Origin of the sequence: Massilia sp. Root335, from assembly GCF_001425685.1 — a bacterium.
GTDB classification, from domain to species: Bacteria; Pseudomonadota; Gammaproteobacteria; order Burkholderiales; family Burkholderiaceae_D; genus Telluria; species Telluria luteola.
The window spans coordinates 218,505-234,029 of the sequence record NZ_LMCY01000043.1; the positions used below are offsets into that span (position 1 = coordinate 218,505).

Below are 15,525 nucleotides of genomic sequence, written 5' to 3' on the forward strand. Positions count from 1 at the left end.
TCCGGCGGCACCGCCGGCCGCGCAAGGCGGCGCCGGCCGCGCCATGACGTCGGCCCGTGCGGCCCTCGACGCGGCGCTGGAAGCGGCGCGCGCCGGGTCGCGCATGGGCGGCGTGCCCCGCCGTCCGGCACCGGCAAGCGGGCCTGCAGCGACGCCTGCGCCGGCGCCGGTTGCGCCGCCGGCGGCGCCAGGCCCCGGCGCGGTCGCCGGTGCGGCGGCCGCCCCGGCCCGCGTGGCTGCCACGGCGCCATGGGACCCGGCGCCGCAGAACGCCCCGCAGGCGGCGCCCCAGCCGCAGCCGTCCATGCAGCACCAGCCGGCCCAGGCGCAAGGACACGCCAACGGGCAGGCCGTGGCCGACGACGAGCCGCCGTCCTGGGTCACCGAGTTTTCCGACGACAGCGCCGTCGCGATGGATGGGCCGGCCGTGGCCGCCCCGCCCGTGGCCGCGCCCGCGCGCGTCGCCGCACCGAGCGCGCCGCCGTACGCCTACGTCATCACGCCCGTGCCGGCCATCGACTGGGACGGCAACTGGCCGGCGCTGGCGGCGTCGCTGCCGCTGCGCGGCGTGGCCCAGCAGCTTGCCTTCCAGACCGAGCTGGTCGAGTGCGTGGCGGACGGTGCCGCCGCCACGTTCCGCCTGCGCGTGCCGGTCGACACGCTGCGCGCCAGCGGCAACAGCGAAAAGCTGTGCGCGGCCCTGCAGGAACGGTTCCCGGCCGTGCGCGTGAACGTCGAGACCGAGATCGCGCCGACCTGGTACACGGCCAGCGCCGAAGCCAAGGCAAGGCGCGAGCGGCTGCAGCGCGAGGCCGAGGCGACCGTCGACGCCGATCCGTTCGTGCAGGACATGGCGCGCACGTTCGACGCGTTCGTCGTGCCCGGCTCCGTGCGTCCGATCGCGACCTGATCCGCATTCGCCCGTATAAACGATATAAACGATACAAACGATTTATCCGTCCGACTTTTTTGGAGAACGCATCATGATGAAAAACCAGCTCGCAGGCCTGATGAAGCAGGCGCAGGCCATGCAGGACAACATGAAGAAGGCGCAGGACCAGCTGGCCCAGATTGAAGTCGAAGGCCAGTCCGGCGCCGGCCTGGTGAAGGTCATCATGACCTGCAAGAACGACGTCAAGCGCGTGTCGATCAACCCGTCGCTGCTGGGCGACGACCGCGACATGCTGGAAGACCTGGTGGCCGCCGCGTTCAACGACGCCGTGCGCAAGGCCGAAGCGACCGCGCAGGAAAAGATGAGCGGCCTGACCGCCGGCCTGCCGCTGCCGCCGGGCTTCAAGATGCCGTTCTGATGCTCACGTAAAGCTCACGTAAAGCTCATCGAATGTTCATCGTTACACTCACCTATATAGCGCCGCTCGAGCGCATCGACGCCTACCTGCCGGCGCACCGCGCCTGGCTGGAGGAGCAGTATGCGCGCGGGCTGATGCTGATGTCGGGCCGCAAGGAGCCGCGCGACGGCGGCATCCTCATCGTCCACGCCGCCGACCGTGCCGAGCTCGATGCCGCGTTGCGCGACGATCCGTTCGGGCAGGCCGGCCTCGCGACCTATGCGATCACCGAGTTCGTGCCCACCATGAGCGTCGACGCGCTGGCCGCCTGGTGCGCGCAGTAAGCCCAGGCGCGGACCCAGAGACCCGGAGATAGTGATGTCCAAATCGCTCGACTTCCTCACCGAGGCCCTGCGCCGCCTGCCGGGCGTCGGACCGAAGTCGGCGCAGCGCATGGCCTTCCACCTGCTGCAGCACGACCGCGAAGGCGCCGCCATGCTGTCGCGCGCGCTGTACCAGGCCGTCGACGCGGTGCACCACTGCGCGCTGTGCAACACGTTCTCGGAAACCGAGGTCTGCGACCTGTGCGCCGACGAGCAGCGCGATCGCACGCTGCTGTGCGTCGTCGAGACGCCGGCCGACCAGATGATGATCGAGCAGACCCTGACCTTCAAGGGCCTGTACTTCGTGCTGATGGGGCGGCTGTCGCCGCTGGACGGCATCGGTCCCAAGGACCTGCACCTGGAAAAACTGGTCAGCCGCGCCGCCGACGGCGACGTCAAGGAAGTGGTGCTTGCCACCAATTTCACCAACGAGGGCGAAGCGACCGCCCATTACATCAGCGAAATGCTGAAGGCGCGCGGCCTCAAGGTCAGCCGCCTCGCGCGCGGCGTCCCGGTCGGGGGCGAGCTCGAGTATGTGGACGCCGGCACCATCGCGCGCGCCATGCTCGACAGGCGAAGTGCATAATGGGCCTCCCCGAAAGGGAGCCCGACCATCGTCGCGCACTGAGCAATGAAGGACCGCACGGGCGCTGAGCGTCCCGTACGTGCGCGCGGCCGTGATGCATCGGTCGGGTGTCCTGTCATCGCTCGCGCGGCAGGCAGAGGTTCCCGGCGGCAGGCGGTGTCCGCTTGACAGTGCGCACATGGCGCACCGGTTCCGCTGCTATCGTGGGGATACTTTGACCGGATCCCAAGCATGCACCTCGTCGACATCACGATGTTTTACGCGGCCGAAGGAGGCGGCGTCAGTACCTATCTGAATGCCAAGGCGCATTGGCTGGCGGGGCGCAGCCGCGTCCGGCACACGATCATGAGCTCGAACGTGGAGACCTGCGCCCACGCGGTGCCCGCGCTCGTCAAGATACCGTCCGCGGGCGTCCCCGGCTTCCACGGCTTCCGCATGCCGCTGTCCGTGGCCGGGCCGGCGCGGCTGCTGGCATCCGTCCGGCCCGACGTGGTCGAGGCGGGCGACGCCGGGCATTGCGCCTGGGCCGCGCTGCGCATGCGCAAGCGCCACGGCATCCCGGCCGTCGCGTTCTATCACTCCGACCTGCCGCGCCTCGTGCAGCCGCGCCTCGGGCGCTGGATCGCGCGCGGCACCTGCCGCTATCTCGCCAACCTGTACCGCCAGTTCGACCTCGTGCTCGCGCCCAGCCGCATCATGGTGCAGCAGCTGGACGCGATCGGCGTGCACGGCGCCGTGCACCAGCCGCTCGGCATCGACAGCAGCGTGTTCCGTCCGCAACGCCGCGACGAGACGCTGCGCGAGCGCCTCGGCCTCGATCCGGACGCGCGCCTGCTCGTCTATGCCGGCCGCTTCACGCCCGAAAAGAAACTGCATGTGCTCATCGAAGCCGTGCGCAAGCTGGGCGATCCCTATCACCTGATCCTCGTCGGCGGTGGTGGCGTGCTGCCGTTTTGCGACCGCGTGACGCACATCCCGTTCCGGCGCGACCAGCGCCAGCTGGCCCGCCTGCTGGCCAGCTGCGACGTGCTCGTGCACCCCGGCGATTGCGAGACCTTCGGCCTGATCGTGCTCGAAGCGATGGCTTGCGGCCTGCCCGTCGTCGCCACGAACCGGGGCGGCGTGGCCGAGCTGGTCGACGCGGAGACGGGCATCCTCGCCGAGCCGAACCACGTCGACAGCCTGGCCGGCGCGATCGAAGCGATCTTCCGGCGCGACATGGAACGCATGGGCCACGCCGCGCGCCGCAAGGCCGTCGAACGCTACGACTGGAACGAAATCCTCCCGCAGGTGCTTGGCCGCTACGAGGCACTGGTCGGCGGCCATCCTTATGTCGGCCGTGTCGTCGGCGGCGACGTGATCAACGAGCGGGAGCGCATCCATGTCACGGACTGACGACCCCATCGACGAGCAGGTGCTGTGCGTGTCGATCCACGACGTGGCGCCGGCCACGTGGACGGATTGCCTGCGCCTCGTGCAGGCCGTGCGCGCCGTGGCGGACATCCCGCTGACGTGGCTCGTCGTGCCGCATTATCACTTCCGGCCAGAGCAATCGCCGGCCATGGAAGCGTGCCTGAACGTGGCGCTGGAACGCGGCGACGAGCTGGCGCTGCACGGCTACAGCCATCTCGATACGGAAGCGGGCGGCGGCGGCCTGCGCGCCCGCTTCCTGCGCACCGTCTACACGCGGCGCGAGGGCGAGTTCGCGGCGCTGGCCGAGGCGGAAGCGCGGCGCCGCCTGGCGCTCGGCCTGGACTGGTTCGCGGCACGCGGCTGGACCCCGACAGGTTTCATCCCGCCGGCCTGGCTGCTGGGCGAGGGCGCGTGGCGGGCCCTGCGCGACTCGCCGTTCGCGTACACGACGACATTCAGCCATTTCCACTGCCTGCCCGGTGCGCGGAATGCCCAGCCCGGCCGGGAGGTGCAACGCAGCAGCGCACCGCCGGCAAGCGAACGCGGCAAGGCATCCCGGCACGCGCACGAGCGTCGAGACGGCTATCGCGGCGATGGCGGCGCAGGCATGCAGTATGGCAGCGGGGCCATGCAGAACGGCCAGCGGAACCAGTCGCGGCACGACAGCCCGAACCGGCAATTCGATCAAAGCAACTGGACTGGTCCCGTTGCCGTTGACGATGCGTGCGATGCGCGCAGCCGGCACAACGAAGCTGCCCAACCCGCGAATCAACCCGCGACCCAACCCGCGACCCGTCGCGCGAATCCGGACCCGAACCAGCCGGACGTGCAGCGCCTGCCGGCTCCGACCGACCCGCACGGGCCGTTCACGCAGAACAACCGCCACGGCACGCATGCGATCCTGTCGCCGTCGCTCGTGTACGCGGCGCGCAACCGCAGCGGGCGCCTGCTGTCGCCGCGCGTCGCCGATGCGACGGCGGCCATGCTCGCGCAGTCGCCGCTCGTGCGCTTCAGCCTGCATCCGCCCGATGCGCGCTATCCGGAACTCATCCGGCACATCCAGCAGGTGCTGGAACGCCTGCTGGAACGGCGCGAGGCCATCACGAAGGCCGAGTGCGCGCGCCGTCTCATCCGCGGTGTCACCAGTACGGATCCCACCAGCCGCCCCGCCAGTAACCCGGACCCCAGCCGTAGTAGCCCGGGCCCGGCCCATAGTGCTGCAGATCGTACTTCGCGCCCAGATTGATCACGCAGCTGCGCCACGCGTCCGACTGGGCGGCATAGCCGAGCCGGGTGCAGGCCGGTCCATAGATCGCCATCATCTGCTCGACGTCGGCCTGCGCCTGCGCCGCGCGTTCCTGTGGCGTGGCGCACCCGGCCAGCGTCAGCACGATGGACAGGCCTGCCCACCGCAGCGATGGGAATATCCAAGTGAGCACGCGAACCATGGCGCCTCCCTCATCCGACACGCGCGTCCTGCGCGCCTGTCATCAGCTTAGAAGACCGCGCCGGCCGACCATCAAGCTCGCTCAATCGCGTGAAGGGAACCACGGCGGATATGAAATGTCACGCACTCGCCCGGACGTGGGATTTCTGGCAAGATGCATTTTTTTCCGAAGGATGAGCGGCATGGGACAGCGTGGATGGCGGAAGTGGGGACGGCGGGTCGCGGCCGGGATCGTCGTGCTGCCGGTACTCGTCGCGGGCGGCGCCTGGATGACCTTGCGCGCGAGCCTGCCCGAGCTCGACGGCCAGCACCGTTCGCCGCTGCTGTCCGCGCCCGTGACGGTGGAGCGCGACGCGGACGGCGTGCCGACGATCAGCGGTGCCAACCGGCTCGACGTCGCCTATGCCACCGGCTTCGTGCACGGCCAGGAGCGCTTTTTCCAGATGGACCTGCTGCGCCGCAGCGCCGCCGGCGAACTGGCCGAGCTGTTCGGACCCAAGGCGCTGCCGCTCGACCGCGCGCACCGGCTGCACCGCTTCCGTGCCCGCGCCGCGCAGGTCCTGCAGCGCATGACGCCGGCCGAGCGCGCGCTGCTGGAGCGCTATGCCGCCGGCGTCAACGACGGCCTCGGCGGGCTCCGTGCGCGGCCGTTCGAATACCTGCTGAGCCGCACGGCGCCGCGGCCGTGGACGCCGGCCGATTCGCTGCTGGCCGTGTGGGCCATGTACTTCGACCTGCAGGGCAGCCAGGAGCCGCGCGAACTGGCGCGCGGCTGGCTGGCCGCGCATCTCGATCCGGCCCAGCTGGCCTTCCTGCTGCCGGAGGCGACCCGCTGGGATACGCCACTGGATACGCCGCTGGATGCGCCCGCCGTCGCGCCGGCACCCGCGCCGGTTCCGGCCACGGCGCCGGCCTGGTGGGGCCGCAAGGACGCCGTGCCCGCGCGCCAGGTGGCGGGCATCGCGTTCACGGACTCGGTCGGAAGCAACAACTACGCCATCGCCGGGACGCGTACGGCGAGCGGCGCCGCCATCGTCTCGGACGACATGCACCTCGGCCTGCAACTGCCGAACACGTGGTACCGCCTCGCGCTGCGCTTCCCGGACGACCACGGCCAGCCGCGCCGCATCGTCGGCGTGAGCCTGCCGGGGACGCCGCCGGCCGTCATCGTCGGCAGCAACGGCCATGTCGCGTGGGCCTTCACCAACAGTTATGCGGATACGCTCGACCTCGTCCGGCTGGGCACCGATGCGGCCCACCCCGGCCAGGTGCGCCTGCCATCCGGCTGGGAGACGCCCGTGGCGCACACGGAGACGCTGCTCGTGAAGGGCGAGCCGGCGCAATCGATGACCGTGCGCGACACGAGCCTCGGCCCGATCCGCACGGTCGAGGGCACGCTGTACGCCGTGCACTGGGTGGCGCATGCGCCCGACGCGCTGAACCTGAACCACCTGAAGCTGGAGTCGTCGACGAACCTCGATGACGCACTGGCCGCGGCGGCAAGCGACGGCATCCCGGCGCAGAACGTCGTCCTCGGCGACGACCGCGGCAACATCGCCTGGACCATCGGCGGCGCGCTGCCGCACCGGACCCAGGGCGGCGTCGGCATCTCGTTCCCGCTGGCCTTCGACGGTGCGGTGCCGACCTGGGACGGGCTGCTCGCGCCCGCGGCGCACCCGCGCGTCGTGAACCCGCCCGGCGGCCAGCTGGTGACGGCGAACAGCCGCCAGCTGGCGGGCGACGCGGCCCAGGCGATCGGCGACGGCGGCTTCGACCTCGGGGCGCGCGTCAACCAGCTGAGCGGGAACGTGCGCCGGCTGGGCGACAAGACGGACGTACCGGCCGCGTTCCAGGCTTCGCTCGACGACCGCGCGCCGTTCATCGCGCTGTGGCGCCAGCGCGCCCTGGCGGCGCTGGACGCCCGTGCGCTCGACAAGCACCCGCAGCGCGCCGCGTTCCGCCACCTGCTGGAAACGAGCTGGGACGGCCGCGCCAGCACGACGTCCGTCGGCTACCGCCTGGCGCGCCAGTTCATGTGGTCGCTGCACGACCTGCTGTTCGCCGGCGTCGACGCGGAGCTGGCCAGGCTCGACCCGAAGGCCAGCATGGTGGCCGCGACGTCGCGCTGGCCGGAGGTCGTCGCGCGCCTGCTGGACGAGCGTCCGGCCGCGTGGCTGCCGTCCGGCTACGCCAGCTGGCAGGACCTGCAGCTGGCCGCCGTCGACCGCGCCGTCGCCGAACTCACGGCCGACGGCACGCCGCTCGCGCAGGCCACCTGGGGGCGGCGCAACACGGCCGCGATCGCGCATCCGTTCACGATCGCGGTGCCGGCGCTGCGCCGCTGGCTGAGCGTCCCGCCGGACCAGCTGCCGGGCGACGCCAACATGCCGCGCGTGGCCGGTCCCAAGTTCGGGCAGTCGGAACGCCTGACGGTGGCGCCGGGCCATGAGGAAGCCGGGCTGTTCGACATGCCGGGCGGGCAGAGCGGGCATCCGCTGTCGCCGGATTTCCTCAAGGGGCACGAGGCGTGGGTGCACGGGAAGCCGACGCCCCTGTTGCCGGGGGCGGCGGTGCATACGCTGACGTTCACGCGATAAAGACACAGCAGGCCGTCGTTCCCGGACCCGCCGTCCGCCCTGGCTGGACACCAATGACGTCGCGCGGTTGCTGAAAACTTGGGCCCCCGCCTGCGCGGGGGCGACGGATATTTTTGCGTTCGTGGAAACGGCGGGCTTTCAGCGTGCCGTCACCGGCACCCACAACTGCTGCAGCATGCCGGTCACCGCGTCCGCCGGCGCGGGCCGGCCGAGGTAGAAGCCCTGCACGAGGTCGCAGCCGTATTCCTCCAGCAGCACGAGCTGTTCGCCCGTCTCGACGCCTTCCGCCACGACGATCATCTTCAGCCCGTGCGCCATGGCGATGATGGCGCGGGTGATCGCCGCGTTCTCGGAATCCTGCGGCAGGCCGCTGATGAAGCTGCGGTCGATTTTCAGGGTGCGCACGTCGAAGCGCTTCAGGTAGTTCATCGACGAATAGCCGGTGCCGAAGTCGTCGATCGACAGGTACACGCCGATGCCGCGCAGCTGTTCCAGCGTCGCCAGGGTCGCCTTCGCATCGTCCATCAGCGTGCCCTCGGTCAGCTCAAGTTCCAGCAGGCGCGGGTCGAGGCCCGTGTCGTGCAGGGCAGACAGCACGATCTGCGACAGGTTCTCGTCCTTGAACTGCTTGGCCGACAGGTTCACGGCCATGCGCACGGGCCGGCGCATCAGCTTCTGCCAGTGGCGCGCCTGGTTGCATGCCGTGCGCAGGACCCATTCGCCGATCGGCACGATCAGGCCCGTCTCCTCGGCCAGCGGGATGAATTCGTTGGGCGAGACGACGCCGCGCTCCGCATGACGCCAGCGCACGAGGGCTTCCACGCCGACGATCTCGGACGAGCGCACGTCGAGCTGCGGTTGATACAGCAGGTACAGCTCGTCGTTCTGCAAGGCCTTGCGCAGGCCGACTTCGAGCTTCACGTGGCTCATGATCTGCATCGTCAGCGACGACGAGTACAGCTTGGCGTTGTTCTTGCCGCAGTTTTTCGCGTGGTACATCGCGGTGTCGGCGTACTTGAGCAGCGACGTGCAGTCGTCGCCGTCCTCGGGGAACAGCGAGATGCCGATGCTCGCCGTGACGAAGATCTCGTTGCCCTCGATGATGAAGGGGCGGCGCATGGCGTCCTTCACGCGGTGCGCCACGTTGAGGGCGTGCTCGACCCGTTCGAGGTCGGGGATCAGGATCGTGAATTCGTCGCCGCCCAGCCGCGCGAGGTTCGTGTCCGCGCTCCCGGCCGCGTCCGCGCGCGGCAGCAGGTCGCCGCGCGACAGCAGGTCGTTCGGCCGGATCGTCTCGCGCAGGCGGTCCGACACCTGCTTCAGCAACTGGTCGCCGACGTTGTGGCCGAGCGTGTCGTTGATGCGCTTGAACGCGTCCAGGTCCATGAACAGGACGGCGAACTTCTTGTTGCTGATCTTCGAGCGCTGCAGCTCGCGTTCCAGCGTCTCGAGAAAGGCCTGCCGGTTCGGGATGCCCGTCAGGCTGTCGCAATAGGCAAGACGCCGGATCTGCTCCTCGGCGCGTTTGCGTTCGCTGATGTCGCGCACGAGCCCCAGCACTTCGTCCGGGCCGGTGGCGACGAGTCGCGCCTCGACATGCTGCGCCTCGCCGAAGCGGATCAGTTCATATTCGACCGAGCGCACCTGGTGCACGTGCAGGGCCATGCCGACCTGTTCGAGCAGGCGTTCGGCGATGTCGCGCGGCAGGACGTCCGTCACGTGGCGGCCGACGATCTGTTCCTCCGTGCCCGCGTCGCGCACGCCGCGGCCAGGTCCGTCGCGGCCCGGCCCTTCGCGGCCCGGCTCGTAGTCGAGGTAGACGCCGTCGCGCGACATGCGGAAGAACGTGTCCGGGATGGCGGCCAGCACGGCGCGGTTCTGGGCGTCGGCGATGCGCAGGCGGACGATGGCGTCGCTGGCGCGCAGCACGTACAGCACGCGGTGGCCGAGGATCGGCCAGTTGATCGGCTTCGACACGAAGTCCGTGGCGCCGGCCTCGTAGGCATTGGTGACGGCTTCCAGGTCGTCGCCGCCGGTGACCATCACGATCGGGACCATCGCGCCGTTCGGCAGGTCGCGGATCGCGCGGCACGCGGCGAAGCCGTCCATCTTCGGCATCTCGACGTCCAGCAGGATCAGGTCGGGCGCGCGCGCGCGCGCGAGGGCCACGGCCTGTTCGCCGTCCGCGGCCTCGATGCCTTGCAGGCCGACGCCGTCCAGCATCTCGAGCATCAGGAGGCGCATCACCGGATCGTCGTCGGCGACCAGGACGGTGGCGGGCAACCGGGCGCGCTCGCGGGAGGAATGGGCTGGCATGTCAGGTTTCCTTTTCGAGGATGGCGGCGAGCGAATGCCGGACGGCCTGGAACTCCTGTTCCATGTCGGTCAGGATCGCGTCGGCGCCTTCGGTGGTGTCGGCGCGGCCCAGGTGCTCCAATGCCTTGCACAGGGCGGCGAGGGCCTCGGCGCCCACGTTGGCGCTGGCCGATTTGAGGGTGTGCGCGATGCGCCGCACATTGCCCGTATCGAGGCCGTCGATGGCACTGCGCAGCGTGCGCAGCTGCTGCGGCGTGTCGTCGACGTAGGCGGCGATCACCTTCTGCACGAGGGCGTCGCCGCGCTCGCGCGACAGGGCGCGGATCTTCTCCAGCGCGACGCGGTTGATGACGTCGCGCTGGATCACTTCGACGGATTCGCGCGGCAGCCGCGGGGGCGCGTCGTCGTGGTGGATGGTGGCGGCCAGCGGCAGCGCCATCCAGCGTCCGATCACGGCGGCCAGTTCCTGCTGGCTGAACGGCTTCGACAGGTAGTCGTCCATGCCGGCCGCGAGGCATGCTTCGCGGTCGCCCTGCAGCGCGTTCGCCGTGATGGCGATGATGGGAAGCACGCGGCCCCGGCCCGCTTCGCGTTCCGCGCGCCGGATCGCGGCCGTCGCGGCGAAGCCGTCCATCACGGGCATCTGGCAATCCATCAGCACGGCGTCGTACTGGTTCTCGTTGCGGCGTTCCTGCACGGCCTGCAGGGCGTCCTGGCCGTTGCGGGCGCAATCGACCTGCAGGTCGAGGCTTTCCAGCATCGCCCGGGCCACTTCGACGTTGACGGGATTGTCCTCGGCCAGCAGCACGCGCCGCGTGCGCGGGCGGCTGGCGTCCAGTTGCAGGGGACGCGGCGGCAGGAAGCGCGGCGCCGGCGCCACCTGGCCGCGCGGCGGCGTCGCCAGGCAGGCGAACAGGTCGGCCGCGCGCGCCGGCTTGATCAACTGGTACGCGACGCCGGCCTCGCGCCGCTGCACCGGGTCGGCGGCCAGCAGTTCGGGGCTGAGCAGCACGAGCCGCGTGGCGCGCGTGGCCGGGTCGGACTTGATCTGCGCGGCCAGCAGCAGGCCGCTCGTGTGCGCCAGCTCCATGTCGAGGATGGCGGCGTCGTACGGCTGGCCGGCGCGCGCCGCCTCGTCCAGGCGGGCCAGCGCTTCGTCCGCGCTTTCCGCCGCATCGCACTCGACGCGCCAGGTGCCCAGGTGGCGTTCGAGACCGACGCGGCTCGTTTCCCGTTCGTCGACGACGAGCACGCGCAGGCCGTCGATCGTGTGCTGGTGGTCGCCCGGCGCATCGGGGTCGACGCGGCGCTTGTCGAAGGCGACCGTGAACCAGAACACGGAACCCTGCGTCAGCGCATTCTCGACGCCGATGGCGCCGCCCATCAGCTCCACCAGCTGTTTCGAAATGGCGAGACCGAGTCCGGTGCCGCCGTATTTTCTCGTGGTGGAATCGTCGGCCTGCGAGAACGCCTCGAAGATGCGGCTGCGCGCGTCGCGCGAGATGCCGATGCCGGTGTCGTGCACTTCGAAGCGCAGCATCACGGCCTGGTTGTCTTCGCTGGCGATGCGCACCTTGGCGAGGATGCGGCCCTGGTCGGTGAACTTGACCGCGTTGCCGAGCAGGTTGGCCATGATCTGGCGCAGGCGGTTCGGGTCGCCGCAGATCGCCACCGGGATGTCGTTGGCGATGTCGAAGTGGAGCGCGATGTTCTTCGCCTCGGCCTGCGGCGTGTAGACGGTGTGGATGTCGTCCAGCAGGTCCCACAGGTTGAAGTTGATGTACTCGACGGTGAGCTTGCCGGCCTCGATCTTGGAAAAATCGAGGATGTCGTTGATGATCACCAGCAGGTGTTCGCCCGACTGTTTGACGAGGCGGGTGTAGTTGCGCTGGGTCTCGGTGAGCTCCGTCCCGAGCAGCATTTCCGTCATGCCGAGCACGCCGTTCATCGGGGTGCGGATCTCGTGGCTCATCGTGGCGAGGAAGGCGCTCTTCGCGCGGCTCGCCGCTTCGGCCGCGTTCTTCGCCCGTTCCAGCTGTTCGGTGCGCACGCTGACCTGGCGCTCCAGTTCGTCGCGGTGGTGGGTGAGCGCGGCGCCGCGTCCTTCGACCTGGGCCAGCATATTGTTGAAGCTGTCGATCAGCATGCCCAGTTCGTCGCTGCGGTTGTGGGCGATACGCAGCGTGTAGTTCTGGCTGGCCGACACTTTTTGCGCCGCGTTGATCAGCTTGCCGATGGGGTCGCCGATGCTGCGCCGCAGCCGCCGCGCCAGCACGAACGCCGTCAGCATCGCGGCGCCCAGCGCGGCGGCCATCACGCCCAGCGCACGCGCGATGTCCAGCCACAACGGCACGAGGTCACTCTCGATCATCACCGCGCCCACGGGCGGCAGGGGATGGCCGTCGGCATCCGCCGCCGCGCCGAGCACGTGGTAGACGCGCAGCGCCGGCAGCCAGGGCCGGCTGCCGGCGGCGGCGGCGGCGGCGAGGGCGTCCGGCGCGACGCTGTCCAGCGCCTCGTCCGGGCCGGCGTCGTGGCCGGGCGCGTGCCACGCGGCGAACGGCCGGCCCTTGCGGTCGTACAGGACGGCGGCGCTGAGGCGTTGACGGGCGTCCAGCGCCGCCAGCAACTGCGTGGCGAGGCGGCGGTCGTTGAACTGCACGGCATCGAGAGCGCCCTGCGCGAGCACGGCTGCGAGCGCATCGAGCTCCTGCCGTTCGGCGCGGCGCTGGCCGGCCACGGTCGCCACGGCGAAGACGATGTAGACGACCAGCAGCGCGCTCGCGGCGGCCTGCAGGCACATCGACGTCAGTTTTCGGTTGAGGCTTGAGCGCTCGAGAGTCAGCATGGGTTGGGCGGATCCGGCGGTCGGCGCTGCGAACGAACCTGTCAAGCAGGCTCACCATGCAAGAAAGCAAATTCTTGCAGGAATTGACTATAGGGGAGGGCTATGGCGCGCCGTTTGTGCTGGCGCAAAGCGGCGGGAAGCCGAGAGGAGGGAAAGGCCTATAAAACGTCGTCCCCGCGGCGGCGGGGACCCAATTTTGCATGAGCTGTCGAGCTGCATGCGGAACTTGGGTCCCCGCCTGCGCGGGGACGACGGGTGGGTGCGATCTGCTTACTGCCAGCTCAGCAACACCCGCCGCGCTTGCCGTTGCCGTAGCGCGCCTGCTGGCGCTCGCGGAAGAACTCCTCGTAGCTCATGACCGGCTGGTCCGGATGGGTCTTTTCCATGTGCGCCACATAGGTGTCGTATTCCGGCAGGCCGACCATCAGGCGCATGCTTTGCCCGAGGTAGCGGCCCGCCTGTGCCAGCGCGCCGAGCATCACTGCGCCTCGGCCATCGATGCGGCCGGCGCCGCGACGTACGGCGTTTCCTGCGCGCTCGGACGGGCATTCCGGCGCGCGGCCAGCGCCGTGCGGATGCCGTACAGCAGCACCGCCAGCACGACGACCATGAAGAAGCCGCACAGCGTGGCGTCGACGTAGTCGTTGAAGACGATGCGGCCCATCTGGTCGAGCGACTTGGCCGGCGCCAGCACCTGGCCCTGGTCGAGCGCGGCCTGGAACTTGTGGGCGTGCGCCATGAAGCCGACCTTGACGTTCGGATCGAAGATCTTGAGCCAGCCGGCGGACAGGGTGCAGATCAGCAGCCAGATGGTCGGCACGATCGAGACCCACGCGTACTGGCCGCGCTTCATCTTGAACAGCACGACGGTGCCCAGCGTGAGCGCGATACCGGCCAGCATCTGGTTGGCGATGCCGAACAGCGGCCACAAGGTGTTGATGCCGCCCAGCGGATCGACGACGCCCTGGTACAGGAAGTAGCCCCAGGCGGCCACGCACAGGCCCGTGGCGATCAGGTTGGCGGGCAGCGACTCGGTGCGCTTGAACGACGGCGCGAAGGCGCCCAGCAGGTCCTGCAGCATGAAGCGGCCGGCGCGCGTGCCCGCGTCGACGGCGGTGAGGATGAACAGCGCCTCGAACAGGATCGCGAAGTGGTACCAGAACGCCATCATGACCTTGCCGCCGATGACGTTCGACAGGATGTGGGCCATGCCGACGGCCAGCGTCGGGGCGCCGCCGGCGCGCGAGATGATGGTGTTTTCGCCGACGTCTTTCGCGATCTGCGTCAGCTGGTCGGGCGTGATCACGAAGCCCCAGTGCGAGACCGCGGCGGCGGCCGTCTGGGCGGTGGTGCCGATCACGGCGGCCGGGCTGTTCATCGCGAAATAGACGCCCGGGTCGATCGTCGACGCGGCGACGAGTGCCATGATCGCGACGAACGATTCCATCAGCATGCCGCCGTAGCCGATGAAGCGGGCGTGCTGTTCGTTCTCGATCATCTTCGGCGTGGTGCCCGACGAGATCAGCGCGTGGAAGCCGGACACGGCGCCGCACGCGATGGTGATGAACAGGAACGGGAACAGCGAGCCGGACCAGGCCGGGCCGGTGCCGTCGATGAAGCGGGTGATCGAGGGCATCTGCATCATCGGCGCGACGAACACGATGCCCAGCGCGAGGCCGACGATGGTGCCGATCTTGAGGAACGTGGACAGGTAGTCGCGCGGCGCCAGCAGCAGCCACACGGGAATGACCGACGCCACGAAGCCGTAGCCGATCAGCATCCAGGTGAGCTGGATGCCGGTGAAGTTGAACATCGCGCCCAGGGTGGCCGAGTCGTGCACGTACTGGCCGCCGGCGATGGCGCCGATCAGCAGCACGAAGCCGATCAGCGACACTTCGCCGATGCGGCCCACGCGGATGTAGCGCGAGTAGATGCCCATGAACAGCGCGATCGGGATCGTCGCCATCACGGTGAACGCGCCCCACGGCGAGGCGGTGAGGGCCTTCACGACGATCAGCGCCAGCACGGCCAGGATGATCACCATGATCATGAAGGTGCCGAACAGGGCGATCACGCCGGGGATCTCGCCCATCTCGGACTTGATCAGGTCGCCGAGCGAGCGGCCGTCGCGGCGCATCGAGATGAACAGGATCATGAAGTCCTGCACGGCGCCGGCGAACACGACGCCGGCCAGGATCCACAGCATGCCGGGCAGATAGCCCATCTGCGCGGCGAGCACGGGGCCGACGAGCGGACCGGCGCCGGCGATCGCGGCGAAGTGGTGGCCGAACAGCACGTAGCGGTTCGTCGGCACGAAATCGAGGCCGTCGTTGTACTTGTACGCCGGGGTCTGGCGGCGGGCGTCGAGGCCCATCACCTTGTCGGCGATGAACCGGCTGTAGAAGCGGTACGCGATCAGGTAGACGCAGACCGCCGCGACGACGACCCAGACGGCGTTGATGGATTCGCCGCGCTTGAGGGCGACGTAGGCGAGCGAGGCGGCGCCCGCGAGCGACAGCGCAGCCCAGCCGAGCTGGCTTGTTAGACGTTTCATTATTGACTCCTCCGATTGGATGCGCTGCCCGACCGGTCGATGCCGGCTTGCATGAACAGCAGCGTGCCTGTCAGTATCTTGCACGGGTCGGC

11 protein-coding genes and 1 pseudogene are annotated in these 15,525 nt (G+C 69.6%); 7 read left to right on the plus strand and 5 right to left on the minus strand.

From position 1 onward, the window contains the following. The 6 genes and pseudogenes from ASC93_RS32355 to ASC93_RS32360 form a co-directional block, all read left to right on the plus strand. Nucleotides 1-910, plus strand: a pseudogene (locus tag ASC93_RS32355) (DNA polymerase III subunit gamma/tau); the annotation flags it as partial. Between the two features lie 73 nt (nt 911-983). Continuing rightward, the gene (locus ASC93_RS22235; protein WP_056447568.1) at nt 984-1,310 is read left to right on the plus strand and encodes a YbaB/EbfC family nucleoid-associated protein; all 327 of its coding nucleotides are present in this window, start codon (nt 984-986) and stop codon (nt 1,308-1,310) included. Between the two features lie 32 nt (nt 1,311-1,342). Next, nucleotides 1,343-1,633, plus strand: coding sequence for a YciI family protein (locus ASC93_RS22240; protein ID WP_056447569.1), 291 nt, complete (start codon nt 1,343-1,345; stop codon nt 1,631-1,633). Nucleotides 1,634-1,667: 34 nt separating this feature from the next. Further along, on the plus strand, nt 1,668-2,258 hold the full coding sequence (gene recR / locus ASC93_RS22245; RefSeq protein ID WP_056447571.1) for a recombination mediator RecR: 591 nt from the start codon (nt 1,668-1,670) through the stop codon (nt 2,256-2,258). Nucleotides 2,259-2,489: 231 nt separating this feature from the next. Further along, the gene (locus ASC93_RS22250) at nt 2,490-3,653 is read left to right on the plus strand and encodes a glycosyltransferase family 1 protein (protein ID WP_082548253.1); all 1,164 of its coding nucleotides are present in this window, start codon (nt 2,490-2,492) and stop codon (nt 3,651-3,653) included. After that, entirely contained in the window at nt 3,640-4,917 is a 1,278-nt protein-coding gene (locus tag ASC93_RS32360; protein ID WP_056447573.1) for a DUF2334 domain-containing protein, read from the plus strand. Before ASC93_RS22250 ends, ASC93_RS32360 begins: the two co-directional genes overlap by 14 nt. Here ASC93_RS32360 and ASC93_RS30150 read toward each other — a convergent pair. Then, the gene (locus tag ASC93_RS30150) at nt 4,811-5,119 is read right to left on the minus strand and encodes a hypothetical protein (RefSeq protein WP_082548254.1); all 309 of its coding nucleotides are present in this window, start codon (nt 5,117-5,119) and stop codon (nt 4,811-4,813) included. The two genes, ASC93_RS32360 and ASC93_RS30150, sit on opposite strands and share 107 nt — an antisense overlap. A gap of 181 nt (nt 5,120-5,300) precedes the next feature. Here ASC93_RS30150 and ASC93_RS22260 point away from each other — a divergent pair, with 181 nt between their 5' ends. Next, the gene (locus ASC93_RS22260) at nt 5,301-7,715 is read left to right on the plus strand and encodes a penicillin acylase family protein (RefSeq protein WP_082548255.1); all 2,415 of its coding nucleotides are present in this window, start codon (nt 5,301-5,303) and stop codon (nt 7,713-7,715) included. Between the two features lie 138 nt (nt 7,716-7,853). Here the strand turns inward: ASC93_RS22260 and ASC93_RS22265 are convergent, their stop codons facing one another. The 4 genes from ASC93_RS22265 to ASC93_RS22280 all read right to left on the minus strand — a co-directional run bounded on the left by ASC93_RS22265 (nt 7,854) and on the right by ASC93_RS22280 (nt 15,433). Next, nucleotides 7,854-10,031 (minus strand): bifunctional diguanylate cyclase/phosphodiesterase, encoded by a 2,178-nt coding sequence (locus tag ASC93_RS22265; RefSeq protein ID WP_056447577.1) that lies wholly within the window; start codon nt 10,029-10,031, stop codon nt 7,854-7,856. 1 nt (nt 10,032) lies between these two features. Further along, complete coding sequence (locus ASC93_RS22270; protein WP_056447579.1) at nt 10,033-12,879, minus strand: hybrid sensor histidine kinase/response regulator; 2,847 nt, start codon at nt 12,877-12,879, stop codon at nt 10,033-10,035. A gap of 281 nt (nt 12,880-13,160) precedes the next feature. Further along, nucleotides 13,161-13,358 (minus strand): YbdD/YjiX family protein, encoded by a 198-nt coding sequence (locus tag ASC93_RS22275; RefSeq protein WP_056127383.1) that lies wholly within the window; start codon nt 13,356-13,358, stop codon nt 13,161-13,163. Next, nucleotides 13,358-15,433 (minus strand): carbon starvation CstA family protein, encoded by a 2,076-nt coding sequence (locus ASC93_RS22280; RefSeq protein ID WP_056447581.1) that lies wholly within the window; start codon nt 15,431-15,433, stop codon nt 13,358-13,360. Before ASC93_RS22280 ends, ASC93_RS22275 begins: the two co-directional genes overlap by 1 nt. Nucleotides 15,434-15,525 lie beyond the last annotated feature (92 nt).